The organism is Amorphus sp. 3PC139-8 (assembly GCF_040750475.1).
In the GTDB taxonomy this organism is placed as follows: Bacteria; Pseudomonadota; Alphaproteobacteria; order Rhizobiales; family Amorphaceae; genus Amorphus.
Map to the genome: position 1 here is coordinate 88179 of NZ_JABJVY010000014.1, position 25602 is coordinate 113780.

The window sequence follows — 25602 nt, forward strand, 5'->3', positions numbered from 1 at the left end:
CATCCACAATGAGGTCTGTTACCGCTGCCGGCCACGAGGCTCGGCGGCTTTTTGGAGCGCCGCCATGTTCGACATTTTCGTTCGGACGTTTCAGTCCTGGAAGGACACCCGCAACATCGCCGAAATCCGCAAGCTCACCCCCCACCAGCAGATGGACCTCGGGCTGAGCCCGCTGGACATCGAAAAGCTGGTCGGTCGCTCCAGGGATGTGCTGCGTCCGTGACTCAGAATTCGGACCGAGACGTAGTTTTTGCGTCTCTCGGTTCGTTTAAGCCGCGACCGTCCCCTCCCCTCGGGTCGCGGCGATAAGGAACGCCCGCCGGTTCCCTCCCACCGGCGGGCGTTTTCCGTTTCGACAGCCAATAAGGCCCTCAATTCTCGCGGTTGCCTTGTTGACGATCGATGCTTCCGGCTGCACCGAAAGGCGAAATGGATTAGGGAAGGCCCCAAGTGATCGGAGAGAATGCCGCCTTGGATGCCAAAACCCCCGTCCCCGCGCCCCGTTTCGAGGCCGACACCGTCCTCAAAAGCGACGTGTTCAGCCGCGTGACCCTCGGCCGCCTCGGCGATGTCGTCGTGGTGGAACGCGATGTGGCGCCGACGCCGATCTGGTCGAAACCGCTTGCTCATCTCCTGTTCTGGCGCGAGCGCCGCGCGCTGCGCCGCCTCGACGGGCTTAAGGGCGTCCCGCAACTCGTCGCCGCCGAGCGCGGCCGGCTTTACCGCGGCTGGATGGCCGGCGTTCCGCTCCACATTGCCGAGCCGCACGGCGACGTCGCCTTCTTCCGCGAAGCGAAGCGGCGGCTTCATTCCCTGCACCGGCGCGGCATCGCCCACAACGATCTGGCCAAACAGCAAAATTGGCTGCGCCTCGCCGACGGCGAGCCGGGGCTGATCGATTTCCAGCTCGCCAGCGTCCATCCCCGGCGCGGTAAGCTGTTTCGCGTGCTCGCCTACGAGGATCTTCGCCACCTTCTGAAACACAAGAAGCGCTACTGCCCGGACGCCCTGACGGCACGCGAACGCACGATCCTGTCGCGCAAGAGCCTGCCGACCCGGATCTGGATGGCGACTGGCAAGCGCGTTTACAACGCCGTGACGCGGGGCCTCTTCTCCTGGTCCGATGGCGAAGGCGGCCACGACCGCCTGCGCGAATTCGGCGCCAAGACCGAAACACGGCTCGCCGAACATCCGACGGTTCAGGCCGCTGTGGTGGTCAGCTATCCCTACCCCCGTCATGGTGCCGGGCTCTATGCCTTCGTGGTCGGCCCCCAGCCGGCGGATCCTCCCGCCCTTCAGGCCTGGTGCCGCGAGACGCTGGGCACCGCCGGAACACCCGACCTCATCCAACCGGTCGACGCGCTGCCGCTCGCCGCAGACGGGGCACCGCGCCGCGATCTCCTAACCTTGATCGCCCGCAACCTGTTGGACGATCTGGAAGCGGCAGAAGCCGACGAGACCACGCGGGAAACGGCGCGGCGGATCGCCGCTCACCGCCTCAACCTCTCCGACCGGACCTTCTCGGCCGGAAGCCCGGACGCGAGCTGACGCCAATCCAGGAAGGGCTTTCGCCAGTCTTCCTTCGTGCCGATCTGCCTTTCGTTACGTCTGCCATCACGGCCTGGGTCAGGACTTAAAACGCTGGCGCACGCCTCGTGGCTGGCCGCGACCCCCACTATACTTAGAAATACAATTTACTAGAGAAAATATTTAGAGTTGCAGGACATCAAATATTCACATTTATTAGCGCTTCCTCATCTAACGGCACGACCTGTGTCGCTGACGGAGGCCAGATGCTTTCGAAATCGCCGATCATTCCGACGATTGAATCGCTGCAAACGATCCTCAATTCCATTCCAAGTCCGGTTTTCCTGCTGGACCAGGACCATCGTCTCGTCATGGTCAACGATGCGTTCTGCGACTTCGCCCGCGTCGAACGGGACGACATCCTCAATACGACCGGAAGCAATCCCGACGAGCAACGGGACGTGTTTTGGCGCATTGACGAAGAAGTCTTCCGCACCGGAAGCATGATCGAGAATGAAGAAGTCGCCGACGACGCGGACGGCACCCCGCACATCGTCGTGACCCGCAAGCGGCTTGTCCACCTTCCCACGGTGGACGGCGAGACGCCTTTCATCCTGGCTTCCATTTCCGACGTGACGCGGATCCGGGAGGCCGAGGCGCGCGCCCGCTATCTTGCCTCCCATGACGAATTGACGGGCCTTGCCAACCGCGCCGAGCTCAACGAACGTCTGGCCGATGCAATCGAGCTTGCCCGCCGATCGGAATCGAAGGTCGGCTTCCTCCTGCTCGATCTCGACGGCTTCAAGGCCGTTAACGACAAGCACGGCCATGCTGCAGGCGACGAACTCCTAAAGGTCGTGGCAAAGCGTCTGAAAAGCCACGTCCGCGTTGTGGACACGGTGGCACGGCTCGGCGGGGATGAATTCTGCATCGTACAGGTCGGCATTCATCAGCCAAGCGGCGCGTTTGTGCTTGCCGAACGGCTGGTCGCGGCGCTGGAGAAGCCCGTCACGATGGGAGGTGAGGAATTTATCGTCTCCGCATCCATCGGCATCGCCCTTTTCCCCGACGATGCCAAGGACAATGACGAGCTTTACAAGGAAGCGGATCAGGCGCTCTACAAGATCAAAAGGGCCGGCGGCAGCGGCTTCTACAGGACGACGGACGGCGACCATGTCGATACCCCGCCTTGGCGGATGGAAGACGACCTGCGCCAGGCCCTCGCTAAAAACCAATTGTCGCTGGTCTATTCTTCACTGACCGGCGCCGACGGTGAGGTGCACGGGTACGAAGCCCTACCAGTCTGGCAGCATCCCGAGCGCGGCGAGATCCCCCGTGAGATGTTCCTGCCAACCGCGGAGAAGGCCGGCCTGATTCACAAGATCAGCACTTGGGTCCTGATGGAAGCCTGCAAGGCGGCGGCGACCTGGAACGAGGCGCTGCGGGTCTCCGTCAACATTTCTCCGATTCAGCTCGAATATGGCGATCTGCAGGAGACGGTGGAACGCGCTCTCGACATCTCCGGCCTTGCTGGCAATCGATTGGAGTTGGAAATGCCGGAAACCGCGCTCCTGGGCGACGAAGAACGCGTCGCGGTGACCCTCGGCGCCATCAAGGCGCGCGGGGTGCACCTCGCGCTCGACAAGTTCGGCTCAGGGTCGTCCACGATCGCCCACCTGCACAAATTCCAGTTCGATCGCCTGAAAATCGACGAAAGCTTCATCGCAAACCTTCGGACCGACCCGCGCTCGTTGGCGCTCGTGCAGGCGATCATTCACCTCGGTCAGGAGATGAACATCGCGGTCACGGCCGAAGGCGTCGATGACAGCAATCAGCTCTGCGTGCTCAAAAAGATGGGCTTTTCGGAGATCCAGGGACGCGCTTTGGGAGAGCCGCAGCGGCGGTAATCCGGCGCTTTTGCACACGCTCCGTCCGTGCAAGGCACACACGTCCAAGCTTCGCTATTCGGCCGCCTGCCGACGGGCCGGCCCAGCGACGAGCTCCCGAGCTTCGGCGGCCGGCACCGCCGGCGAATAGAGATAGCCCTGGCCGAAGTCGCAGCCGTGCGTCTTGAGCCAAGCGGCATCCTCCTCCGTCTCGATCCCTTCCGCTGTGACCTTGAGCTCCAGCCGATGTGCCAAAAGGATCACCAGGTCGACGATCGTTGCGACCGCCTGACCGTCGCGCCGATGCCCGATGATCGTGTTGTCGAGCTTGATCTTGTCGACGGGCAGTTCGTAGAGGTGCTTCAAGCTGGAATAGCCGGTGCCGAAGTCGTCCAGGGAGATGCCCACGCCCTTCGATTTCAGCGCGACGATGGTGTCCTGCGCGCGCTTGAAATCCTCCACGATCGCATCTTCGGTGATTTCGATTTCCAAACGACCCGCCGGCAGGCCCGTTCGCTTCAGACAGTCCAATATGGTTTGCAGCATGCGCTGGCTTTTAAGCTGCGCGGGCGATGCGTTGACCGCGATGCACAGTGGGCGCTCCCACGTCATCGCCTCTCGCGCGGCCACCTCCAGCACCGTCTCAAACAGCCGGTCGATCACGCCCAGATCAACGGCCATCTGAATGAAGACATCCGGGCCGATCCGTCCTTTCACGGGATGGGTCCAGCGCGCCAGCACCTCGAAGCCGACCAACTCTCCGGTGTCCAGACGCACGAAGGGCTGGAAATGCGGCATGACCTGCCCGGTATCGATCGCCCGCCGGAGATCGCCTTCCAAACTCAGGCGCTTGCGCAGTGAAGCATCGAAGCCGGAATCGAAAGTCGCATAGGTATTCCGGCCATCGGCCTTGGCGCGCATCATCGACAAATCGGCACGCTGCATCAGGAGTTCGCGCGTCTTGCCGTCTTGCGGCCAGACGGCAATGCCGATGCTCGCGGTTACGGTAACCTCGCTTCCCCCAAGCGCGATGGGCTCGCGCACTTCCCGCAGCAACTGCTGCACGGTTCTAACGATCCGGCCGTCGTTGCCCTCGCTCAGGACCGCAACGGCGAACTCGTCGGCGCCGAGCCGCGCCACCAGACAGCACGAGCCCACGATCGTCTTGATGCGCTGGGCTATGCCCTGAAGCACCCGATCGCCACCGCCATGGCCATGCAGGTCGTTGACCGCCCGGAAGCGGTCCAGATCCATGAAGACGAGGCCGACGGAGCGGTGCATCTCGCCCGCCTCGGTCAGTGCTTTCTCGAACGATTGCTCGAAATTGTGACGGTTTGGCAGGCCGGTCAGCGGATCATAGAGCGCAAGCTTGCGCGCGGCCTCCTCCGCCTTCTCGCGCCGCGCGATCGCCTGACGCAGATTGATGAGATAGACGACGAGAATGGCAATCAAGGCGGAGATGGCGACCACGAAGACTTGGATAAGCTGAAGCGCGGTCCAAATCGCGGGAGTGTGCTGCGCCCGATAGATCGCCGGCAGAATGTCGCTGCGGATCAGCCCCGCGAAGGCGAGCAACGCCAGCGTCACAATGACGAGATAGAGCGCCCAAACACCTCGGCTGGTCTTCACCTCCACGGTCATAGTCCCCGTCGGAACGCAAGGCCCGTAGAAGGTCGCTGCAGAGGCCCTGCCCAAACGATCGCCATGGCTCCTCCGGCGAGGAGCGCGACCATCGTCTACTGATTGTCAGATCGGGAACGGCCTGGAAGATCGGATCCCGCTCTCGTCCGACAGCTTTGCGGGATCAGGCTTGCGCGAGGCGGGTTTTACTCTGAGAGGCGCCGGAGCGGCGGCACGGCAACGTGACCGACAATCGACGTCGCGCCGATGGCGCGTGCCACCACCCGGTCGGCGCGGCGGTAGTTGAACAGCCCGCCGGCGAAGAACAGGAAGCTGCCGACCAGATATTGCCAGGCAAGGAAGCCATCGAGGATCAGCTCATCCGCCTTATCGCCGAACTTCCAGAGATAGGGAATCGAGGCCACGGCGAAGAGCACCGAGCCGACCACGAAGGTCAGCGCCGTCAGGTTCATGAGCTGCAAGGTGATCAGATCGTCGGCTTGGACGATCTGGAGGACGTTGATCACCGCACCCAGGACGAACAGCAGGCTACCGATGACGAAGCACCACGCGCCGGCGGTGAAAAGGCCGACATAGGACAGGAAGAAAACGCTGCCGACGACGAACAGCAGCGTTCCGAAAAGATAGGAAAAGGCGGCCCAGAACTCAAACCGCTCCCACAGATCGACGTCTGCGGGCTTGCGCCAGATGTGCCGCACCACTTCGATCATGTCGTGGGCGGTAACCAGAAGATAGAGCAACGAACCGGCAAAAAAGATCCAAGCACCGGCATCGGCATACGCCGACAAAGCGGGAAAAAAGCAGATGCTTCCGGCGATGAAGACCAGACCGCCGACCTCGTAGGTGACCGCGTTAACGGTCTCCCATCGGAAATTGGATCTCAGATCCGGGTCGTCCCCGACAAGATCGTGAAGCCGAGGCCGATTGACGAACAGGTGGGGCATGAAACGGCCTTCCCTGGAAGCAGAACGTCAGCTCGACGAGCCCGCATTAAAGCCCAGCGGACTGCCGGAGCGCAGCGTTGATCCGATCTTGCCAGCCGGGTCCATCCTCCTGAAAAGCGGCCAGCACATCGCGGTCGATCTTCAACGTCACCGTTTCCTTGCCCTGAGGCACGGCTGCCGGGGCCTTCGGGGCCTCGACCTTGGGCGCAGGCCGCTTAAACACCGCTTCAGCGGCCGCGCGGTAATCGGTTGGACGTCGGGCCATTGGCCCCTCCTCCAGGTTGCAGTGTGAAAGTCCACTCTTGCACGGCTTCCGGCCGTGACAAACCATTTACCTTCGCCGGTCCGCGCATGCGAGCGAACCGGAAGCAACGTCACCCGGACGCAACGTCGAGCAGACGCAGACGCACCTTCGGCACACCGCGGAAGGTATCGAGCATCAACGAACCCGCGACATGCAGCGACGATCCCCGCGCGGCAGCAATGGCATCGCCGAGCGCGCCGCCACGGGCGCGGAACGCCATGGCGTCCAGCCGGGCGCCGTCGTCGGCCTTGAAGCCAATACGAAGATGGGACTCACCCACTTCGCCCACTGTGTCGACCAGCAGGTTGGCGAACGCGAACACCGGCTCGGGATGCTTCGCCCCGAACGGACCGGCTTTCTCCAAAAGCGCGATCAGATCCTCGGTGGCAGCGCCTGCGACCAGAAGGCCGTCGATCGACAAGCCGTCGCTCGCCGACGCCATGGCGACCTCGTCGGCCAGCCGGTCGGAAAGCCAGGTGGTCAACGCCGCGATCCGGTCGCTCTCGACCGTCATGCCGGCCGCCATGGCATGCCCGCCGCCCTTTACGATCAAGCCGTTCTCGAAGGCCGCACGGATAGCCGCACCCAGATCGACGCCGGGCACCGAACGAGCCGACCCCACCCCGCGCCCGGTCTCGTCGATGGCGATCGCCACCGCCGGCCGGCGATAGCGCTCCTTGAGCCTGGAGGCCACCAAGCCAACCACACCGATGTGCCACCCCGGCGAGGACACCACGATCACCGGCGGCAGCGCGTCCGCGGTCTCCAAGGGCAGAAGCATCGCTTCGGCCTCTTTCACCGCGGCCTGTTCCACCGTCTGGCGTTCGCGATTGAGCCGATCGAGGTCCGCCGCGATTTGAGCGACGGTCGCCGGATCGTCGCTGGTCAAAAGTCGTGCGCCCAGGCCAGCATCACCGATTCGCCCACCAGCATTGATCCGCGGGCCCAACAGGAATCCCAGGTGATAGGCTTCCGGCGGACCGGAGAGCCGGGCCTGATCGCTGAGCGCCGTCAGTCCCGGATTGACCCGGCTGCGCATCAGCTTCAGGCCCTTGGTCACGAACGCACGGTTGAGGCCGGCAAGCGGCACCACGTCGCAAACGGTGCCAAGCGCGACCAGATCGAGAAGGCCGAGAAGATCCGGCGCGCGGGCGGCAGCCGCGCCTCCGCGTCGACGAACCGCCCGATTGAGCGCGATCAGCACCAGGAACGTCACCCCGACCGCGGCCAGGTGGCCCTGCCCCGACAAATCGTCCTGGCGGTTCGGATTGACCACGGCCCGCGCCGGCGCCAACGCTTCGCCGACCGGATGGTGGTCGATCACCACCACATCTGCACCCGCTGCGCGCGCCGCCTCCAGCGGCTCGTGAGCGGCGCTCCCGCAATCGACCGTGACCAGCAGGTCGCAGGCGGCCGCAAGCCGTTTGACGGCGTCCACCGACGGACCGTAGCCCTCCGTGACTCGGTCGGGAACATAGATCACCGGATCGAGCCCGTAGGCGCGCAGCGCCCTGACGACCAGAGCGGCGGAGGTCGCGCCGTCCACATCGTAGTCGGCAAAGACGGTCACTCGCTCGCCGCGCTGAACGGAATCGGCCAGTCGCTCCGCGGCGACCTCGCTGTCGGTCAGCGTGGAGGGATCGGGAAGCAGCGCCTTCAGGCTGGGCGACAGGAAGGCTTCGGTGCCGTCGCAGTCGACACCGCGGCCGGCCAGCACCCGGCCTAGAATTTCCGGCAGGCCGTGGCGCTGGGCGATCGTGCGTGCTTCGATTTCCTCGGCCGCGCACAGCCGCGCTCGCCAGGACCGACCGGTCGCCGACGCGCGCACGCCGAGAAGCGGAGCAGCATCGCTGCCGCCGGCTTCCCGTCGTTTGCCCGTACCCGTTGCGTTCGCCATCCAGCTTGGATCGCAAACGGGGGCGATTCGGTCAATCGAGCCGGAACTTTTCAAGGTTGGCGTGGGTCGCCTTGATCCAGCGGACCGTCTTGGTGGAGGAGCGCATCACGACCGTGTGGGTACCGATGGTCTCGCGCCCGAAGCGCACGCCCTGCAGAAGGTTGCCGTCGGTCACGCCGGTCGCCGCGAAATACACGTCTCCGGAGGCCATTTCCTCCATCGCGTACTTCTTGTTGACGTCGGTCACGCCCATCTTCTCGGCGCGTACCCGCTGCTCTTCCTTGTTGATGACCAGCCGGCCCTGCATCTGGCCGCCGATGCAGCGCAGCGCGGCCGCCGCCAGCACACCTTCCGGCGCACCGCCGATGCCCATGTAGATGTCGATCCCGGTCTCTTCCGGATTGGTGGTGTGGATAACGCCTGCGATGTCGCCGTCACCAATCAGACGGATGGCGGCGCCGGTGGCACGCACTTCCTCGATCAGCTTGGCGTGACGCGGCCGATCGAGAATGCAGGCCGTCACCTCGCGGATCGCGCATCCTTTGGCCTTGGCGACCGCGGCCATCATCTCAGCCGGCGGCGTATCGAGATCGACCAGGCCGGGCGGATAACCCGGGCCCACGGCGATCTTCTCCATATAGACGTCCGGCGCATTCAGAAGGCTGCCACCTTCGGCCAGTGCCAGCACGGCAAGCGAGTTCGGCAGATTCTTGGCACAGATCGTCGTGCCTTCGAGCGGATCGAGCGCGATGTCTACCTTCGGCCCCTGCTTGGTACCGACCTCCTCGCCGATATAAAGCATCGGCGCCTCGTCGCGCTCGCCCTCGCCGATCACCACCGTGCCGTCGATCGGCAATCGGTTGAGCTCACGACGCATGGCGTCCACAGCGGCCTGGTCGGCGGCTTTCTCGTCTCCGCGCCCGCGCAACCGCGCAGCCGCCACGGCCGCGCGCTCCGTCACGCGCACGACCTCCAGCGTCAGGATCCGGTCGAGGACCGCTTCGCTCGTATAGGCACCCGTCTTCTCAGACATCCTCAATTCTCCCGTCGCGCCGAAGGTGTCGTGTCGTCCAGGCGCTCGATTCGAATGACCTGCGGCTCGGAAGCAATTACCGAGTCCGCTGCAATCGCCGCAAGCGCTTCCCTCACAGCTTCCTCGGTCGTATCGTGCGTGACGAGGAAGACCGGCTTCACCGACCCCTCGGACGCATCCCCCGCATCGCTCTGGCCGGGAGCGCGGCGGCGTTGGACGATGGACTCCAGGGAAATCCCCTTCTCCGCCATGCGACCCGCAATCGCGGCAAATGCGCCGGGCCGATCGGCAACGGAGAGGCGGATATAGTAGCTGCCCGCATGCCGGCGCATCCGCGCTCGCGGGAACGGCTTCAGACGATGGGCCGCGCGGCCCATGGGCGGAACCAGATCGCCGCGCGCAACGTCGGCAAGATCCGCGATCACGGCCGATGCCGTGGCATCGCCGCCCGCCCCTGGCCCAACCAGGATGATCTCACCGAGCGCGTCGCCGTCGATCGCGACCGCATTCAGAACGCCGTCGATGCGGGCGATTGCAGAAGCCTTGGGCACCATGGTCGGATGCACGCGGCATTCGATGCCGTCACCGGCTTGCAGCGCCACGCCCAGAAGCTTGATGCGGAAGCCCAGCTCGTCGGCCGCCTGCAAGTCCGCCGGTTCGATCGAGCGGATGCCTTCCACATAGACCGCCTCGCCGTCGACCTCGGTGCCGAACGCCAGGCTCGTCAGGATGGCCAGCTTGTGGGCGGAATCGAAACCGTCGATATCGAAGGTCGGATCGGCCTCGGCATAGCCGAGCCGCTGCGCCTCGCGCAGACAGGTCGCAAAGTCGAGCCCCTCCGCCTCCATCCGGGTGAGGATGTAGTTGCAGGTACCGTTGAGGATGCCATAGACGCGGCCGATCCGGTTGGCGAGCAGAGCCTCCCGCATGGTCTTGACCACGGGGATGCCACCGGCCACCGCCGCCTCGAACGACAGCGATACCGCGTTTGCCTCCGCAAGACGCGCAAGCTCGGTGCCGTGCTTGGCGAGCAAGGCTTTATTGGCGGTCACCACTGCGCGCCTGCCGCTGAGAGCGGCGCGGACCGACGCCGCGGCCGGATCGTCCTCGCCCCCGATCAGCTCGACGAAAACGTCGATCTCCTCGTCTCGGGCGAGTTCGGCGGGATCGTCGTACCAGCGCATCGTCGAGAGATCGATGCCGCGATCCTTGTTCCGGTCGCGCGCGCAAACGGCGACAACCTCGATCGGCCGGCCGCACGCGGCCGCGAGCTCGTCGCGCCGGCGCTCCAAAAGGCGCACGACCGACGCACCCACCGTACCGAGGCCGGCAAGGCCGACTTTCAGGGAAGATTTCATGAACGACCGAAGTCTGGGAAGTTGCAGCTACCTATCGGCGCGCGCCGATAGGGACGACGTTGTGCAACGTTTGCTCGGCCGTTTCAAGAAAGCGACGCACGTTCCGTGCCGCCTGGCGAATTCGCTGCTCGTTCTCCACCAGCGCGATGCGGACATACTCGTCGCCGTGTTCGCCGAAGCCCACGCCCGGCGCCACGGCAACCTCGGCCTTTTCCAGGAGCAGTTTCGCGAAGCCAAGGCTGCCGAGATCGCGGAACGGCTCCGGCACCTTGGCCCAGGCGAACATGGAGGCCTGGGGCGGCGGAACCTCCCAGCCGGCGCGTCCGAAGCTGTCCACCAGCGCATCGCGCCGCTTGCGATAAATCTCCCGGATCTCGACGATTGGCTCTTCGCCGCCGTTGAGCGCCGCAGCCGCCGCCACCTGGATCGGCGTAAACGCACCATAGTCCAGATAGGATTTCACACGGGCGAGCGCGGCGATCAGCCGCTCGTTGCCGACGGCAAATCCCATCCGCCAGCCTGGCATGGAAAATGTCTTCGACATGGAGGTGAACTCAACCGTCACGTCCATCGCGCCCGGCACCTGCAGTACGGAAGGCGGCGGCGGGCTGTCGAAATAGATTTCCGCGTAGGCGAGATCCGACAGGACGAAGATCTCGTGCTTCTTCGCGAACGCGACCACGTCCTTATAGAAGTCGAGCGTGGCGGTGCAGGCCGTCGGGTTGGACGGGTAGCACAGCACCACGGCGATCGGCTTCGGGATCGAGTGGATCACCGCCCGCTCGAGCGCATGGAAGAACTCAGGCCCCGGCTCCGCCGGCACGGAGCGGATCGCGCCGCCCGCCATCAGGAAGCCGAAGGCGTGAATCGGATAGCTCGGGTTCGGCGTCAGTACCACGTCGCCCGGCGCGGTGATCGCCTGGGCCATGTTGGCGAAGCCTTCCTTGGAGCCCAGTGTCGCCACGACCTGGGTCTCCGGATCGAGCCGCACACCGAAGCGGCGGTCATAATAAGCTGCCTGGGCCCGGCGCAGGCCGCCGATGCCGCGCGACGCGGAATAGCGATTCGTGCGCGGCTTGTTGACCGTTTCCACCAGCTTGTCGATGACGAGCTGCGGCGTCGGCAGGTCCGGATTGCCCATGCCGAGATCGATGATGTCGGCACCCTCGGCTCGGGCGGCGGCCTTCAGCCGGTTGACCTGCTCGAACACATAAGGTGGAAGCCGCCGAATTTTGTGAAAATCGTCCATCATCGCATGCCCTGCCGTCACGTCGTCGCCGACGCTAAAATGGCGTTGGTTAATGTTTCCCTTGGGGGCGCGCACTATAGAGCGGGAATGGCCGGCGCGCACGCCAAATCCGCACTAAGTTCGTTCGGCAATCGCTTTCGATGCCTAGAAATTCCGTTGGGCCTGGGTGGCATCGCGCTGACGCTCCAGATCGGCCTGGAGATCGGCCTGTTCGGCGGCAGTCAACGGCGTGCCGGGAACCTCTACGGGATCGACCAGGGGATTGGGATAACCGTCGGGCCGGGTCGCGTTTCCGGTCGTCGCCTGGGGCACGGGCGGATCGGACTTCGGGCCAAGCAGTGGAGCGCCGGGCGTACTGGAACAGGCCGACAGCAGCGCTGCCGCCAAAACGGTCGCCGACACGGCGGCACCAGCGCGCACGCGGATCGATTTTACTCGGCTCGGCATCGTCCGGCTTCCCGCCTCCATCGTTGACTGGGGCCATCAATGGCCCGAATGGGCTGACGGCGCAATTGTGCCGCGCGAATTCGTCGCCCCGGTCGCTTTCATCGACCGCACTCCGTAGGATAGATGTCACCGACAGGCCATACCGGAGTTCTATCGGTTGGTTTCCTGCGCAGACGAACCCGGGGGATGAGGCGGCCATGGACGAGAAGCGACCTGACCCGATCCTGCAGTATATCGTGAATAACCCGGAAGCCTTCGCCGAGAACCTCGCCCGGGTGATCGAGCAAGGCGGCAAAGCGCTGGCCGCCTATCTCGGACCGATCGAGAAAGGCGAAGCGGCCCCGCGCTACGGCGAAGAGATCAACGACTGGGTCAAAACCCTATCCCAGGTCGGCCAATATTGGATGTCCGATCCCAACCGCGCGCTCGAGGCCCAAAGTCGGCTCTGGGCCGGCTACATGTCGGTTTGGAACACGACGTTGAAACGGATGGCCGGCGATGAAGCCGATCCCGCCGTCGCCCCCGCCCCCGGCGATAAGCGCTTCAAGGATCCGGAATGGTCGGAGAATCAGTTCTTCGACTTCCTGAAGCAGGTTTACCTCATCACTTCGCGCTGGGCGGAGAACCTGGTGGAGGAAGCCGAGGACATTGACGATCACACCCGCCACAAGGCGGAGTTCTATGTGCGCCAACTCGCCAACGCGATGTCGCCGTCGAACTTCATCCTGACCAATCCGGAGCTGTTACGCGCCACCGCCATCTCCAATGGCGAGAACCTTGTGCGTGGCATGAAGATGCTGGCGGAGGACATCGAGCGCGGCGGCGGCACGCTGCGCATCCGGCAGACCGCGCTGGAGGGCTTCGAGGTCGGCGAAACGCTTGCCACCACCCCCGGCAAGGTCGTGGCGGAAAACGATGTCCGCCAGCTCATTCAATATTCCCCCACCACCGAAACGGTGAAGAAGAAGCCGATCCTGGTGGTGCCGCCCTGGATCAACAAGTTCTACATCCTCGACCTCAACCCGGAAAAATCCTTCATCAAGTGGATGCTGGACCAGGGCTACACCGTGTTTGTCGTCTCCTGGGTGAACCCCGACGCACGGCTCGCGGAGAAGAGCTTCGAGGACTATATGCGCGAGGGGATCCTCGACAGCCTCGATCTGGTCCAGAAGGCCACCGGCGAAGATAAGATCGACCTGATCGGCTACTGCGTCGGCGGCACGCTGACAGGCGTCACACTCGCCTACATGGCGGCGACCGGCGACACCCGCGCCGACACCGTCACCTTCCTCGCAACCCAGGTGGATTTCACCCACGCCGGCGATCTGAAGGTGTTCGTCGATCCCGAGCAGCTCATGAGCCTGGAAGCGCACATGCGCGAAAAGGGCTTTCTGGAAGGCGAGCGCATGGCGTCAGCCTTCAACATGCTACGCTCAAACGACCTGATCTGGCCCTACGTGGTCAACAACTACGTCAAGGGCGAGGAGCCGTTCCCGTTCGACCTGCTCTACTGGAACTCCGATTCCACGCGCATGCCGGCGGCGAACCACTCCTTCTATCTGCGCAACTTCTATCTGGAGAATCGCTTTACCAAGGGAACGTTGGACCTCGGCGGCAAACGCCTCAGCCTCTCCGACGTGAAGATTCCGGTCTACAATCTGGCCACCCGTGAGGATCACATCGCCCCGGCGCGCTCGGTGTTCGAAGGCTCGCGCCATTTCGGCGGCGATGTCCGGTTCACCGTGTCCGGCTCCGGCCACATCGCAGGCGTGGTCAATCCGCCGGCGAAAAACAAATATCAATATTGGGTCGGTGCGCCGGTCGAGGGTGATTTCGAGACCTGGCTGGAAAGGGCCGAAGAACGCCCCGGATCCTGGTGGCCGGACTGGGAGGCGTGGATGCGCGCCCATGCGCGCGAAGAGGACGTGCCGGCGCGCGAGCCCGGCTGCGGCGTGCTAAACCCGATCGAGGATGCACCGGGGCGCTACGTCAAAGTCCGCTACTGACCGATACCACCGACCGTTCTTGAGGGCCGTTTGAGATGATCGCCGTCCGCGTTTCCAAGATCATCATGACCGCCGGACTCACGTTCTTCTGCTTTCTGGTGACGTTCGGCAATCTGACCGACTACGGATCGAACTGGCAGTTCGTGCACCATGTGCTTGCCATGGACACGATCTTTCCCGACTCCACGCTGAAATGGCGCGCGATCCGTAGCGAGGAGGTTCAGCGCACCGCCTATGCGCTGATCATCCTGGCCGAAGGCCTGACCTGTCTCGCTTTCGCCATCGCCACGCTTTTGATGGCGCGCCGGGTGACGGCCTCCAAATCGGCGTTCCAGCGCGCCAAGTCGTTTACCGCCGTGGGCGTGACGCTCGGCTTCGTGGTCTGGTTCATCGGCTTCATGGCCGTCGGCGGCGAGTGGTTCGCCATGTGGCAGTCAGACACCTGGAATGGCCAGGAGGGCGCGTTCCGCTTCTACATGACCATGCTCGCGGCGGGGATCTATATCTTCCTCGACAACGACGGCGAACGCACCCAGCATTTGTGACACAATGCCGAAGTGCGAAGCTAGCGCGGCCGCGCTAGCTTCAAAGCCTGAGAAAGGAGGAAGCCGGCACCGGCTCCCCCGTCTCGTGACCTCGTTCTATGGGAACAGAGCGATCTGCTGCAGGCCGGCCGTCTCGGGCAAACCGAGCACTAGGTTCATATTTTGAACCGCTTGGCCTGACGCCCCCTTCACCAGATTGTCGAGGGTAGAGATCACGATTGCCCGGCCGGGCCGGCGATCGGCGACCACGCCGAGCTGGACCATGTTGGAGCCACGCACGTGCCGCGACTGCGGCACCTGGCCGAATGGCAGCACGGTAACGAACGGCTCGCTGGCAAACCGCTCCATCAGGATACGATGCATCTGCTCGGCCGCGATCGAGCCCCTGCCCTTCACATAGATTGTCGCGTAAATGCCGCGATTCATGGGCGCCAGGTGCGGGGTAAAGCTCGCCCGCACCTCGCGACCGGCCGCTACGGAGAATTCCTGGTCAAGCTCAGCCATATGCCGATGCCGGCCGACGCCGTAGGCGTGGATGCCTTCCGATACTTCGGAGAACAGCATGCCCTCCTTGGCCGCCCGCCCCGCCCCGGTCATGCCGGTCTTGGCATCGATCACGATCTCGTCGGCATCGATCGCATCGGTCTCCAGAAGCGCAATCAGCGGCAGCTCCGCCGTTGTGGTGTAGCAACCGGGATTGGCCACCAACCGGGCCGAACGGATCTTGTCGCGATGGATTTCGACCAAGCCGTAGACGGCCTCCGACTGGAGCTCCGGCGCCTTGTGGGGATGGCCGTACCATTCGGCGTACGCATCCAGATCGGCGAGCCGGAAATCGGCCGAAAGATCGACGATCTTCAGATCCGCGCGCTTCGCCAGCGTGTCGGCGATCACCGACTGGGTGGTGCCGTGGGGCAGCGCGGTGAAGACACCGTCGAGGCCGGTGAGATCGATATCCTCGATCTTCTGCAGATCGGGCAGCGCGACGCCGGAGAACTGCGGAAACACTTCTGCCATCGGCCGCCCCGCCTTGCTGTCGGCAGACAAAGCGGCGATCTCGAAATTCGGGTGGCGCAGAAGCAGCCTGACGAGCTCGGACCCGGTGTAGCCCGAAGCACCGAAGACGGCGACCTTGAACGACTTGGACATCTGGCAAGCCTCCTTGAGGCAGACAATTCAATAACGGTTTCGGAAATGGGGATCGGCAGGCAGCGCATCGGCACTGCCTCGGCACCGGCAACGGCGCACCGGCGGCATTAGGCGTGTGAGGTCCCTCGTCGTCGCTGTGCGACCATCGCGACATAGGTCATCGCGACAGTCGATCCGGCGATCGCCGTGATGTCGGCGTGGTCATAGGGAGGTGCAACCTCCACCACATCGCCGCCCACGAAATCGACCTCCCCGAGGCCCCGCAGGATCATCAGCGCCTCGCGGCTTGAGAGACCGCCGGCAACCGGGGTGCCCGTTCCCGGCGCGAACGCCGGATCGAGGCAGTCGATGTCGAACGTCATATAGGCCGGGGCGGGCCCGACCCGCGCCAGAATGCGCGAAATCACGCCGGCGCAGCCCAGCCGCGCAACCTCGTCGCCATCGATGATCTCGAAGCCGCACGTTTCCGGCGCATGCGTGCGAATCCCGATCTGGATGGAGCGCTCCGGATCCACGACGCCATCGCGCACGGCGCGTCTGACGAAACTGCCGTGATCGATCCGGCCATCCTGATCCGGCCAGGTATCTTGATGCGCATCGAACTGAACCAGCGCAAGCGGACCGTGCCGCTCCGCATGCGCCTTCAAGAGCGGCCAGGTGACGAAATGGTCCCCGCCGATGGAAAACAGATGGCAGCCGGCATCCAGAATGGCACCCGCCTGCTGGCCGATCGCCCCGGGGATTTCCGCATGCCGGCCATAGTCGAACGCGCAATCGCCGTAGTCGACGACAGCAAGGCTCTCGAACGGGTCGAAGCCGAACGGATATTGCGGATCGCCATCGAAGATAGCCGAAGCGCGGCGGACCGCCTGGGGACCGAAGCGCGCGCCGGGCCGGTTGGACACGGCGGCGTCGAACGGAATGCCCCAGACAACCAGGTCGACACCGGTCAGGTCACGCGAAAGCCGCCGGCGCATGAACGACGTCACGCCGGCATAAGTCGCCTCATGGGAACCGCCGTAGACGGACGGACCGAGAAATGCGTTGTCCGTCGGCCGCGGCAGCGGAGCATCGGCCATGGCTTGAGCCTCGGTGGATGGGCTGTCGAAACGCGCCCTCCAATACCGGCTTTGCAGTCGGGCCACAACGGTGGCGACAAAGACCTTGAAAAATAGCGGATTTTCCAACGCGGCCAATCGGCCGACGCTGACAACTCGGTCAAAAGTCGCGTAGTTTGCGAAATGAGGCGATGCTGTGACCGCCGGACGGCGGGAGCGGAGACGGACAAAGAAACAAGCGGGCCTCGCAGACATCTGCCCGGATCCCGTTTCGACAAACAAAAGCACGACCCCCGTCTCACGACCCGACGCCGGAACCGTCGAGCGTAGGCGGGATCCACGAGGGGGACTATCGATGCATCATATGAAGCGCGAAATCGGCCTGATCGGGCTGACCTTCGTCGCAATCAGCGGAATGATCGGCTCGGGATGGCTGTTCGCCCCGCTGGAGGCCAGCCAGTATGCCGGCCCGGCGTCGTTGATCTCTTGGGCGATCGGTGCCATTGCCATGCTGTTGCTCGCCATCACATTCGCCGAAATTTCGGCCATGCTGCCGGTCGCCGGCGGCATCGCCCGCGTCCCCCAATTCAGCCACGGCAACGTGGTCGCCATGGCGATGGGCTGGTCCGCCTGGGTCGGCTACAACACCACCGCCCCGATCGAGGTGGAGGCGATGCTGCACTATCTCGCCCCGCACACGCCGTGGCTCTACGTCGGAACCGGCACCAGCACCCTCTCGGTCTGGGGCGTGGTGATTTGCACGCTTCTGCTTCTGGTCTTCACCATCATCAACGCCGTCGGCGTTAAGTTTTTCGCCTATATCAACTCCACGCTGACGTGGGCAAAGATCGGGATTCCGCTCCTGCTCGCGCTGATGATCATCTTCTCGATCTTCAACGGCGGGAATTTCACGAACGAGCAAACCGGCGGCTTCGCCCCCTACGGCCTGCAAGGCATCCTCGCGGCCGTCTCGAGCGGCGGCATCATCTTCGCCTTCATCGGCTTCCGACATGCCATCGACATGGCCGGCGAAACCAAGAACCCAAAATTCACGATTCCGGCCGCGTTGATTCTCGCCGTCCTGATCGCTTTCGTGATCTACGGGCTGTTGCAGATCGCCTTCATCGGCGCGGTGGAGCCCGGCGAGATGACCAACGGTTGGAAGTCGCTTTCGCTCGGCCATCAGATGGGGCCGATGGCCGCGATCGCGAGCGCGCTCGGCATCCTCTGGCTGGTCAGCCTTCTGAATGTCGGCGCCGTCGCATCCACCTTTGCGGCCGGGTTGGTGTCCTCCGGCTCCAACGGGCGTCTCGCGCTCGCGCTTGCCCAGAACGGCCTCTTTTCCCGCTTCTTCCTGGAAATCTCCGAGCGGGGCGTGCCGCTTCACGCCCTGTTCCTGAACTTCGTCGTGTCGGCGCTGTTCTTCGTGGCGATGCCGTTTAGCGAAGTCGTGGCGCTCAACGGCGCGGCGATCGTCTTGTCCTTCGTGGTCGGGCCGATCTCCGTGGTCGCACTGCGCACGCTGTTGCCGGACCGTCCGCGCGCCTTCAAGGTGCCGGCCGTCCGCATCACCGCCGGCGTCGCCTTCGTCATCGCCACGCTGGTGGTTTACTGGAGCGGTTGGGACACGATCTGGCGCCTCGGCATCGCGCTCATCGTCGGCTTCGTCTGGTTCCTGATCAGCCGGATGTGGTTCCGTGGCAACCATGGTCCACAAGAACTCGATCTGCGCGAGGCGATCTGGCTGATCCCCTACTTCGTCGGAATCGGCCTGATCTCCATGCTCGGCCATTTCGGCGATGGCCTCGGCATCATTCCGTTCGGATGGGACCAGCTCCTGATCGCCCTGTTGGCTATCGGCACGTTCACCTATGCGCTGAAATCCAAACTCCCCCAGAAAAAATTCGACCGCTACATGGAGGAAGAGCGGATTTTCGAACGCGCCGAATACGGTCACGAAGAGGTCTAACGGGCGGCGTGTGGCATCTCGCCCACCGCTCATTCCTGGAAACGCGGGAGTGAGCGGCTATCGAGGCAAAGGCCGTCAGTCGCCGACCATCGGCGCGGCGCGCGCCAAGCAGATCTGAGCGCGGTCGAGCCACGCAGGTAACGTTGCAGCCCGCGCTCCGGCAAAATCGTTATCCTTGGTAGCTTCAAATCCCCCCAAACAAAAACGCCCGGGCGGTCTGCCGCCCGGGCGTTGACTTTTTCGGTGGTCGCAAGTCGGCCAAACCGGCTCGCAGCGCAATCAGATCGGTCCCGTGTTTGCGAACGGTGAACCGGCTCCCACTGCGCCTGGAAACGCTTAGCGCTTGGAGAACTGGAAGCTGCGGCGAGCCTTGGCGCGACCGTACTTCTTGCGCTCCACCACGCGGGAGTCGCGGGTGAGGAAGCCACCGCGCTTGAGCACGCTGCGCAACTCCGGCTCGTAGTGGGTCAGCGCCTTCGCGATGCCGTGGCGGACGGCACCGGCCTGGCCGGAAAGACCACCACCCGACACCGTCGCGACGATGTCGAACTGGCCGTCACGATCAGCGGCCAGGATGGGCTGGCGGATCACCATCTGCAGGACCGGACGGGCGAAATAGTCCGTGTAGTCCTTCTTGTTGATCTGGATCTTGCCGGTTCCCGGGCGAACCCACACGCGGGCAACGGCGTCCTTGCGCTTGCCGGTCGCGTAGGCGCGGCCCTGGGCATCGAGCTTCTGGACATGGACCGGAGCAGCGGTCTCGGCGACGCCTTCGCCACCGCCCAGTGCCGAGCCGAGCTCTTCGAGGGACTGAAGCTGGTCGGACATTAGGCTTCCCTCTTATTCTTACGATTCATCGCGGCGACGTCGAGCGTGTCCGGCTTCTGAGCCTCGTGCGGATGATCCGGACCGGCATAGACGTGGAGGTTCTTGAACTGCTGGCGACCGAGCGGGCCGCGCGGGATCATCCGACGCACCGCCGCCTCGACCACACGCTCCGGAAAGCGGCCTTCCAAGAGCGCACGCGCGGTGCGCTCCTTGATGCCGCCCGGATAGCCCGTGTGCCAGTAGTACTTCTTGTTCTCGTACTTCCGGCCGGTCAGGCGGACCTTGTCGGCGTTCACGACGATCACGTTGTCGCCGCAGTCGACGTGCGGCGTGTAGATCGCCTTGTGCTTCCCGCGCAGACGGTTGGCGACGATCGACGCGAGCCGACCCACGACCAGGTCGGTGGCGTCGATGACGATCCACTTCTTTTCGACTTCGGCCGGTTTGACCGATGGCGTCTTCATGGCTTCACCCTTGTTCGAGCCGTCCCCTACCCGGAGAGCGTCCCTTTTGTCTCGATCCGATCCGCGCCGAAGCAGCGCCCGCGCGGATCGATCCGAATTCCTGTTCGGTCGACGCCAAAACGATCAGACCCGGCCGGCTAAAGCGCCAGCCGTCCGGATCGACGGCGACTTTCGCGAATGGCGCCTGACATAGGCGGCCCGGCTCGCGCAGTCAAGCGACAATCGTCGCAAAAACCGCCTTTAAAACAGGATCTTGCAAATAAGGTATTATGTTACCTGTCTGTTGCGACCGTCCGCTCGGGCGGCACGGAATAGGTCATCACGACATGGGCGGCAACCGCGTCCGCGCCGGCGCCGCGCACCTCGCAGGTGATCACAGCCAAGCGCTTGCCGGGCTTGATGATCTCGCATTCGGCAAGGAGCGGCGCTTCCGCCGTGACGGCGCGCAGGAAGTTGATCGTGAGGCTGGTCGTGACCGCATGGATTGCGCCCTGATAGACCGACAGGAGCGCGGCATAGGCGGTCGCATCCGCCAGCATCATCATGGTCGGGCCGGAGATAATATCGCCCGGCCGCAGATGGTCGCGGGTCGGCACCAGCCGACAGATCGCGCGTCCGTTTTCGGCGAGATCGACCGAGCAGCCCCGTTCCGGGCCGAAAACGGCGGGAAACTCCCGCGCTAGAAATGCGGCGATCTCGCCCTTGGTCTGCATGCCTGTCCTCCCTGCCGCCCCCTTGCCATTTCGCTGGCGGATTTCCTCTTGTCGGCGAACCAGATCCTGGACCAGCTCGTTTGCCTCGAACAAGCCGCCTGGGCAGTCAACGCGCTCTTGGCGGAAGTTGCGACCAGTTGCGACCGTTCGACTTTCGAGGCACCGTTCGGTTGAAGAACCGGCAGGGTTCGACACTTTTCGGAGGAAACTGTCATGGACGCGCACGCACCGTCCGAAACCACCCCCGAGGCTGCGGATCTCGTCCGCGAGGAGACCATCGGGCGGGTGCGCCGGCTCACCCTCGTGGATGTGAAGCGACGCAATCTTCTCACCTCGGAGATGATGGCGGCCCTCGACGAGGCGTTGGAACGGGCTGCCAGGGCCTCCGACGTCCGCTGCGTGGTGATCGCGGCGGAAGGACCGGCCTTCTCCGCCGGCCATAACCTGAAGGCCATGACCCAGCACTATGGCGATCCCGACGGGGGGCGTGCCTATTTCGAACAGCTCTTCGATCAGTGCTCCGCGCTGATGTACGGTATTGCGCGCAACCCGCGCCCAATCATCGCTGAGGTGCAGACGGTGGCGGCCGCGGCGGGTTGCCAGCTCGTCGCTGCCTGCGACATGGCGGTGGCGGCGCAAAGCGCCCGGTTCGGCACCACGGGGGTCACCTTCGGCCTATTCTGTTCCACGCCGATGGTGCCGCTGTCGCGGGTCGTCGACCGTAAGGCGGCGCTGGAAATGCTGATGACCGGCGACCTGATCTCCGCCGAGCGCGCCGAGAAGATCGGCCTGGTCAATCACGTCGTGCCCGACGACAAGGTCACGGAAGAGACGATGGCGCTGGCGGAGAAGATTGCGACCAAATCGCCTCTCGTTCTGCAGATGGGCAAGGAAGCCTATTACGCCCAGATTGAGAAAGGCCTGAAGGACGCCTACGCCCACTGTTCCACCGTGATGGTGGAGAACCTCATGACCCACGACGGTCAGGAGGGACTGACGGCCTTCGTCGGCAAGCGGGACCCAGACTGGCAGGGCCGCTGACCCAGAGGCTTTCCCCACCCATTTGCCCCTGCAAGGACACCATGGCCCACGACAGCTACACCGACGACCACATCCGCGGCGTTCTGCGCTCCGTTTCCACGGTGGCCGTCGTGGGGGCGAGCGCAAACCCGGTGCGACCGTCCTTCTTCGTCATGAAATATCTGATGCAGAAGGGCTACCGGGTCATCCCGATCAATCCCGGCCAGGCCGGCGGTACGATCCTGGATCAGCCTGCCTATGCCCGGCTTGCCGACGTGCCCGAGCCGATCGACATGGTCGATATCTTCCGCAAATCGGAAGCCGTCCCGGAGATCGTGGCAGAGGCGATCGCCCTCTCCCCTCGCCCGAAGGTGATCTGGATGCAGCTCGGCGTGCGCAACGATGCCGCCGCCGCCGATGCTGAGGAAGCCGGGATGACTGTGATCATGAACCGCTGCCCGAAGATTGAGTATGCGCGGCTGTGCGGCGAGATCTCCTGGTCCGGCGTCAACTCGCGCACGATCTCCGCGCGCCGGCCCAAGCGGCAGGCCGGGGTGCAGCATCTGGGGCTCGACAAGCCGGACACGTGACCTTCGTTGCACTCGGCCGTCGCGCGATGCGACGTGCAGCGGGGGCGCGCCGCTGGCCCGCCCTCGCCGGTTCGTGTCGCTTGGAATTATAGACCGAAGCAGTTGCCGTAGTAGGTCACGGTCGCCGGCCAATCGGAGAAGACGCCGACCACGCCGACATCCTGCGCCAGCACGTCGAGCACGACATAGTAGTCGGCATCGGAGTTGATCGCGTCGGTCACGGAGTTGAAGTACCAGCCGCCGCCATTGGCCAGCGGGCCGGAGCGCTCCAGCGACCAGCTAATCAGCTTCAGGCCCGCATCCTTCGCGGCCTTGGCATAGTCGGAGGCGACGATGTTGCCGCTGTCGTCGAGGTCAACCAGCATGTTGAGCGACGGAGCGAGATAGTTCACCCCCAGCTCGGCGATCTCAGCCGGGCTGTGCTCCCAGGTCGACGGATCGGCGCCGTCCCAGCTGTCATCGGGCTCGACCAGGTACACCGCTTGCGCGCCGAATTCCGGCTCGTTCGCGATCCAATATTTGATGACGTCGAGATTGAAGGACTGGGCGAACACGTCCGAGGCAGGAATGCCGGCGTCCTTGTACTCGTCGATCATCTTCTGGGCGTAGTCGTCCATGGAAAAGCCGTCGAACGGCATCTCCACCGCCGGATCCTTGAGCTCCGGCGTGAATTTGGCGCCGAGGCTCTTGAACAGCGCGATCGACTCCTTGTGGGTCATCAGCTCCGCGCCGTCGGCATATTCCGTGGTGCGGAAGGACGGCACGCCGCCGAGGAACGCCTCGGCCGTGGTCGCCGACGGATCGGAAGCGTCCATCTTCGGCGTCAGCGTCTTGAACTCGGCAAGCGTGAGGTCAGAGGTGCGGCATTCCGCAGTCGCTTTGCCACCGTCCGAGGCCGGCGAGAACGGCGTGGTGCACTTTTCGCCAAGGTCGGTGACGACGATGTTGGTCGTGGTGTGGAGGTCGTTCTGCGCGTGGCGGCAGACCAGCTCCTTATCCTTGGTGAAGGCCACGTCGCACTCGAGGATGCCCGCGCCCTGGCGCGCGGCGGCGAGGTTCGACTGGACGGTGTGCTCCGGAAACTGCAGCGGCGCGCCACGGTGGCCGATGGAGAACGTGGTGCGGGCCGGGGTCTGGTCCATGCAGGCGGAGAGCTTTTCCTTCAGCTCGCCATCCGGCAGTTTGTCGATCAGATAGAATGGCCGGGCACCATAGCTGAGCGGCTGCTCCGGCATCTGCTGGGCCTGCACGGCGGCCGGCATCAGCAAAGCGGCCAGCGTTGCGGCGGCGAGAACGGACTTGGTCATATCAAGTCTCCACTATCGAAGGGGGGCAACAGACCAATCCAATCGGGCCGAACCACAACGCCCGCTCAAAGGTTTTATGAATTTTCGATCTCAGCGCGTTCCACCGCCCCTCATCGCCTGCGAATCTCCTCTGGCGGTCGGTTTCGACAGCCGCTAAGCACGATCGGAGAGAACAGGCCGCTACCAGGGAGAACGACCATGACCGAGGACCATCACCCCGGATTTTCGACCCTTGCGATCCACGCGGGCGCCCAACCCGACCCCACCACCGGGGCTCGGGCAACCCCGATCTACCAGACCACTTCGTTCGTGTTCGACGACGTCGACCACGCCGCCTCCCTGTTCGGGCTCCAGGCGTTCGGCAACATCTACAGCCGCATCACCAACCCGACCGTGGCCGTCCTGGAAGAGCGCGTCGCCGCGCTGGAAGGCGGCACGGCGGGCCTGGCGGTCGCCTCCGGCCACGCCGCCCAGGTGGTGGCGTTCCACACGCTGATGCAGCCGGGCGACGAGTTCGTCGCGTCGCGCAAGCTCTATGGCGGCTCGATCAACCAGTTCACCCATTCCTATAAGAATTTCGGCTGGAACGTGGTCTGGGCCGATCCCGATGACGTCTCCTCGTTCGAGGCCGCGATTACGCCGAAGACCAAGGCGATCTTCATCGAATCGATCGCCAACCCCGGTGGCGTCATCGTCGACATCGCGGCGATCGCCGACATCGCCAAGCGCGCCGGCGTGCCGCTGATCGTCGACAACACCATGGCGACCCCCTACCTCATTCGGCCGTTCGAGCACGGCGCCGACATCGTGGTGCACTCGGCAACCAAGTTCCTCGGCGGCCACGGCAACTCCATCGGCGGCGTCATCGTCGACGGCGGCACCTTCAACTGGTCGAAGGACGACCGCTATCCGATGCTGTCCGAGCCGCGCCCGGAATATCAGGGCATGGTGCTGCACGAGACCTTCGGCAATTTCGCCTTCGCCATCGCCTGTCGGGTGCTGGGCCTGCGCGACATCGGTCCGGCGCTGTCGCCGTTCAACGCCTTCCTGATCGTCACCGGCATCGAAACCCTGCCGCTGCGCATGCAGCGCCATTCCGACAACGCCCAGAAGGTGGCGGAATTCCTGGCCGGTCATCCGGCGATCGACTGGGTCAGCTATCCGGGCCTGCCGGGCGACAAATATCATGCGCTCGCGGACCGCTATTGCCCGAAAGGCGCCGGCGCGGTCTTTACGTTCGGCCTGAAGGGCGGCTACGACGCCGGCGTTGCGCTGGTGTCCAACGTGAAGATGTTCTCCCACTTGGCCAATATCGGCGACACGCGTTCGCTGATCATCCATCCGGCCTCCACCACCCACCGCCAACTCTCCGACGAGCAGAAGGTGGCCGCAGGCGCCGGGCCGGACGTGGTGCGGGTCTCCATCGGCATCGAAGACGTCGCCGACATCATCGACGATCTGGACCAGGCGCTGCAGGCCTAAAGCGTTTCCAGGCGAAGTGGGGACCGGTTCGCCGTCCGGAAACGCGCCCAAAAAGGTTAGACCCGTACGGCAAACCTATGAACAGCCGAACGGGTCTTTACACCATACCGCTCAACACCTTACCGCTCACGCCAGCTCGCTCTGCTCGCGGCTCCGCGTGGGCGGCCCAAAAGGGCCGGCGCGCC

General features: G+C 64.2%; 23 protein-coding genes. 9 read left to right on the forward strand and 14 right to left on the reverse strand.

Going from position 1 to position 25602, the window contains the following annotated elements:
• Nucleotides 1-64: 64 nt before the first annotated feature.
• From HNS03_RS14470 to HNS03_RS14480, 3 genes are all read left to right on the forward strand, one after another.
• Nucleotides 65-223: a hypothetical protein gene (locus HNS03_RS14470; protein WP_367196212.1), complete on the forward strand. Its 159-nt coding sequence runs from the start codon at nt 65-67 to the stop codon at nt 221-223.
• A 227-nt stretch (nt 224-450) separates the two neighbouring features.
• Nucleotides 451-1548 (forward strand): serine/threonine protein kinase, encoded by a 1098-nt coding sequence (locus HNS03_RS14475; RefSeq protein WP_367196213.1) that lies wholly within the window; start codon nt 451-453, stop codon nt 1546-1548.
• A 245-nt stretch (nt 1549-1793) separates the two neighbouring features.
• Complete coding sequence (locus HNS03_RS14480; protein ID WP_367196214.1) at nt 1794-3434, forward strand: putative bifunctional diguanylate cyclase/phosphodiesterase; 1641 nt, start codon at nt 1794-1796, stop codon at nt 3432-3434.
• A 54-nt stretch (nt 3435-3488) separates the two neighbouring features.
• Here HNS03_RS14480 and HNS03_RS14485 read toward each other — a convergent pair whose 3' ends face one another.
• The 8 genes from HNS03_RS14485 to HNS03_RS14520 all read right to left on the reverse strand — a co-directional run bounded on the left by HNS03_RS14485 (nt 3489) and on the right by HNS03_RS14520 (nt 12286).
• Entirely contained in the window at nt 3489-5054 is a 1566-nt protein-coding gene (locus HNS03_RS14485; protein ID WP_367196215.1) for a putative bifunctional diguanylate cyclase/phosphodiesterase, read from the reverse strand.
• 185 nt (nt 5055-5239) lie between these two features.
• Nucleotides 5240-5998, reverse strand: coding sequence for a YrhK family protein (locus HNS03_RS14490; protein ID WP_367196216.1), 759 nt, complete (start codon nt 5996-5998; stop codon nt 5240-5242).
• A 46-nt stretch (nt 5999-6044) separates the two neighbouring features.
• The gene (locus HNS03_RS14495; protein WP_367196217.1) at nt 6045-6263 is read right to left on the reverse strand and encodes a BrnA antitoxin family protein; all 219 of its coding nucleotides are present in this window, start codon (nt 6261-6263) and stop codon (nt 6045-6047) included.
• A 109-nt stretch (nt 6264-6372) separates the two neighbouring features.
• Nucleotides 6373-8199, reverse strand: coding sequence for a single-stranded-DNA-specific exonuclease RecJ (gene recJ, locus HNS03_RS14500; protein ID WP_367196218.1), 1827 nt, complete (start codon nt 8197-8199; stop codon nt 6373-6375).
• Nucleotides 8200-8230: 31 nt separating this feature from the next.
• Nucleotides 8231-9232, reverse strand: coding sequence for a class II fructose-bisphosphatase (gene glpX / locus HNS03_RS14505; RefSeq protein ID WP_367196219.1), 1002 nt, complete (start codon nt 9230-9232; stop codon nt 8231-8233).
• Between the two features lie 2 nt (nt 9233-9234).
• Nucleotides 9235-10590: a homoserine dehydrogenase gene (locus tag HNS03_RS14510; protein WP_367196220.1), complete on the reverse strand. Its 1356-nt coding sequence runs from the start codon at nt 10588-10590 to the stop codon at nt 9235-9237.
• 31 nt (nt 10591-10621) lie between these two features.
• On the reverse strand, nt 10622-11839 hold the full coding sequence (locus tag HNS03_RS14515; protein WP_367196251.1) for an LL-diaminopimelate aminotransferase: 1218 nt from the start codon (nt 11837-11839) through the stop codon (nt 10622-10624).
• 144 nt (nt 11840-11983) lie between these two features.
• Nucleotides 11984-12286 (reverse strand): hypothetical protein, encoded by a 303-nt coding sequence (locus HNS03_RS14520; RefSeq protein ID WP_367196221.1) that lies wholly within the window; start codon nt 12284-12286, stop codon nt 11984-11986.
• Between the two features lie 197 nt (nt 12287-12483).
• On the opposite strand from HNS03_RS14520, the gene phaC reads away from it, so the two are divergent.
• Nucleotides 12484-14292 (forward strand): class I poly(R)-hydroxyalkanoic acid synthase, encoded by a 1809-nt coding sequence (gene phaC / locus HNS03_RS14525; RefSeq protein ID WP_367196222.1) that lies wholly within the window; start codon nt 12484-12486, stop codon nt 14290-14292.
• 35 nt (nt 14293-14327) lie between these two features.
• On the forward strand, nt 14328-14837 hold the full coding sequence (locus HNS03_RS14530) for a DUF2165 family protein (RefSeq protein WP_367196223.1): 510 nt from the start codon (nt 14328-14330) through the stop codon (nt 14835-14837).
• Nucleotides 14838-14933: 96 nt separating this feature from the next.
• On the opposite strand, the gene argC is transcribed toward HNS03_RS14530, so the two are convergent.
• Both argC and speB read right to left on the reverse strand, forming a co-directional pair.
• Complete coding sequence (gene argC / locus HNS03_RS14535; RefSeq protein ID WP_367196224.1) at nt 14934-15986, reverse strand: N-acetyl-gamma-glutamyl-phosphate reductase; 1053 nt, start codon at nt 15984-15986, stop codon at nt 14934-14936.
• 107 nt (nt 15987-16093) lie between these two features.
• Complete coding sequence (gene speB, locus HNS03_RS14540) at nt 16094-17065, reverse strand: agmatinase (protein ID WP_367196225.1); 972 nt, start codon at nt 17063-17065, stop codon at nt 16094-16096.
• Between the two features lie 334 nt (nt 17066-17399).
• On the opposite strand from speB, the gene HNS03_RS14545 reads away from it, so the two are divergent.
• Nucleotides 17400-19013 carry an APC family permease gene (locus HNS03_RS14545; RefSeq protein WP_367196226.1) on the forward strand — a complete coding sequence of 538 codons (1614 nt, stop codon included), beginning with the start codon at nt 17400-17402 and terminating at the stop codon, nt 19011-19013.
• 336 nt (nt 19014-19349) lie between these two features.
• Here the strand turns inward: HNS03_RS14545 and rpsI are convergent, their stop codons facing one another.
• The 3 genes from rpsI to HNS03_RS14560 form a co-directional block, all read right to left on the reverse strand.
• Nucleotides 19350-19841: a 30S ribosomal protein S9 gene (rpsI, locus tag HNS03_RS14550; protein ID WP_367196227.1), complete on the reverse strand. Its 492-nt coding sequence runs from the start codon at nt 19839-19841 to the stop codon at nt 19350-19352.
• Nucleotides 19841-20305 (reverse strand): 50S ribosomal protein L13, encoded by a 465-nt coding sequence (gene rplM / locus HNS03_RS14555; RefSeq protein ID WP_367196228.1) that lies wholly within the window; start codon nt 20303-20305, stop codon nt 19841-19843. Before rplM ends, rpsI begins: the two co-directional genes overlap by 1 nt.
• Before the next feature lie 272 nt (nt 20306-20577).
• Nucleotides 20578-21018, reverse strand: a complete 441-nt coding sequence (locus tag HNS03_RS14560; RefSeq protein WP_367196229.1) for a PaaI family thioesterase — start codon at nt 21016-21018, stop codon at nt 20578-20580.
• Nucleotides 21019-21231: 213 nt separating this feature from the next.
• Here HNS03_RS14560 and HNS03_RS14565 point away from each other — a divergent pair, with 213 nt between their 5' ends.
• Together HNS03_RS14565 and HNS03_RS14570 are read left to right on the forward strand one after the other, a co-directional pair.
• Nucleotides 21232-22059 (forward strand): enoyl-CoA hydratase, encoded by an 828-nt coding sequence (locus HNS03_RS14565; RefSeq protein ID WP_367196230.1) that lies wholly within the window; start codon nt 21232-21234, stop codon nt 22057-22059.
• A 41-nt stretch (nt 22060-22100) separates the two neighbouring features.
• Nucleotides 22101-22628 carry a CoA-binding protein gene (locus HNS03_RS14570; RefSeq protein WP_367196231.1) on the forward strand — a complete coding sequence of 176 codons (528 nt, stop codon included), beginning with the start codon at nt 22101-22103 and terminating at the stop codon, nt 22626-22628.
• A gap of 86 nt (nt 22629-22714) precedes the next feature.
• Here HNS03_RS14570 and HNS03_RS14575 read toward each other — a convergent pair whose 3' ends face one another.
• Complete coding sequence (locus HNS03_RS14575; protein ID WP_367196252.1) at nt 22715-23890, reverse strand: glycerophosphodiester phosphodiesterase family protein; 1176 nt, start codon at nt 23888-23890, stop codon at nt 22715-22717.
• A 243-nt stretch (nt 23891-24133) separates the two neighbouring features.
• Here HNS03_RS14575 and HNS03_RS14580 point away from each other — a divergent pair, with 243 nt between their 5' ends.
• Complete coding sequence (locus tag HNS03_RS14580) at nt 24134-25417, forward strand: O-acetylhomoserine aminocarboxypropyltransferase (protein ID WP_367196232.1); 1284 nt, start codon at nt 24134-24136, stop codon at nt 25415-25417.
• Nucleotides 25418-25602 lie beyond the last annotated feature (185 nt).

What these genes read in the sequence shown, in the direction of transcription:
- HNS03_RS14515 (WP_367196251.1), bottom strand. Translation starts at nt 11,839, where the DNA reads ATGGACGATTTTCACAAAATTCGGCGGCTTCCACCTTATGTGTTCGAG.
- HNS03_RS14580 (WP_367196232.1), top strand. Translation starts at nt 24,134, where the DNA reads ATGACCGAGGACCATCACCCCGGATTTTCGACCCTTGCGATCCACGCG.
- argC (WP_367196224.1), bottom strand. Translation starts at nt 15,986, where the DNA reads ATGTCCAAGTCGTTCAAGGTCGCCGTCTTCGGTGCTTCGGGCTACACC.
- rpsI (WP_367196227.1), bottom strand. Translation starts at nt 19,841, where the DNA reads ATGTCCGACCAGCTTCAGTCCCTCGAAGAGCTCGGCTCGGCACTGGGC.
- HNS03_RS14480 (WP_367196214.1), top strand. Translation starts at nt 1,794, where the DNA reads ATGCTTTCGAAATCGCCGATCATTCCGACGATTGAATCGCTGCAAACG.
- HNS03_RS14485 (WP_367196215.1), bottom strand. Translation starts at nt 5,054, where the DNA reads ATGACCGTGGAGGTGAAGACCAGCCGAGGTGTTTGGGCGCTCTATCTC.
- HNS03_RS14490 (WP_367196216.1), bottom strand. Translation starts at nt 5,998, where the DNA reads ATGCCCCACCTGTTCGTCAATCGGCCTCGGCTTCACGATCTTGTCGGG.
- HNS03_RS14495 (WP_367196217.1), bottom strand. Translation starts at nt 6,263, where the DNA reads ATGGCCCGACGTCCAACCGATTACCGCGCGGCCGCTGAAGCGGTGTTT.
- HNS03_RS14570 (WP_367196231.1), top strand. Translation starts at nt 22,101, where the DNA reads ATGGCCCACGACAGCTACACCGACGACCACATCCGCGGCGTTCTGCGC.
- HNS03_RS14560 (WP_367196229.1), bottom strand. Translation starts at nt 21,018, where the DNA reads ATGCAGACCAAGGGCGAGATCGCCGCATTTCTAGCGCGGGAGTTTCCC.
- recJ (WP_367196218.1), bottom strand. Translation starts at nt 8,199, where the DNA reads ATGGCGAACGCAACGGGTACGGGCAAACGACGGGAAGCCGGCGGCAGC.
- HNS03_RS14575 (WP_367196252.1), bottom strand. Translation starts at nt 23,890, where the DNA reads ATGCCGGCCGCCGTGCAGGCCCAGCAGATGCCGGAGCAGCCGCTCAGC.
- phaC (WP_367196222.1), top strand. Translation starts at nt 12,484, where the DNA reads ATGGACGAGAAGCGACCTGACCCGATCCTGCAGTATATCGTGAATAAC.
- glpX (WP_367196219.1), bottom strand. Translation starts at nt 9,232, where the DNA reads ATGTCTGAGAAGACGGGTGCCTATACGAGCGAAGCGGTCCTCGACCGG.
- HNS03_RS14530 (WP_367196223.1), top strand. Translation starts at nt 14,328, where the DNA reads ATGATCGCCGTCCGCGTTTCCAAGATCATCATGACCGCCGGACTCACG.
- HNS03_RS14510 (WP_367196220.1), bottom strand. Translation starts at nt 10,590, where the DNA reads ATGAAATCTTCCCTGAAAGTCGGCCTTGCCGGCCTCGGTACGGTGGGT.
- HNS03_RS14545 (WP_367196226.1), top strand. Translation starts at nt 17,400, where the DNA reads ATGCATCATATGAAGCGCGAAATCGGCCTGATCGGGCTGACCTTCGTC.
- rplM (WP_367196228.1), bottom strand. Translation starts at nt 20,305, where the DNA reads ATGAAGACGCCATCGGTCAAACCGGCCGAAGTCGAAAAGAAGTGGATC.
- speB (WP_367196225.1), bottom strand. Translation starts at nt 17,065, where the DNA reads ATGGCCGATGCTCCGCTGCCGCGGCCGACGGACAACGCATTTCTCGGT.
- HNS03_RS14565 (WP_367196230.1), top strand. Translation starts at nt 21,232, where the DNA reads ATGGACGCGCACGCACCGTCCGAAACCACCCCCGAGGCTGCGGATCTC.
- HNS03_RS14520 (WP_367196221.1), bottom strand. Translation starts at nt 12,286, where the DNA reads ATGCCGAGCCGAGTAAAATCGATCCGCGTGCGCGCTGGTGCCGCCGTG.
- HNS03_RS14470 (WP_367196212.1), top strand. Translation starts at nt 65, where the DNA reads ATGTTCGACATTTTCGTTCGGACGTTTCAGTCCTGGAAGGACACCCGC.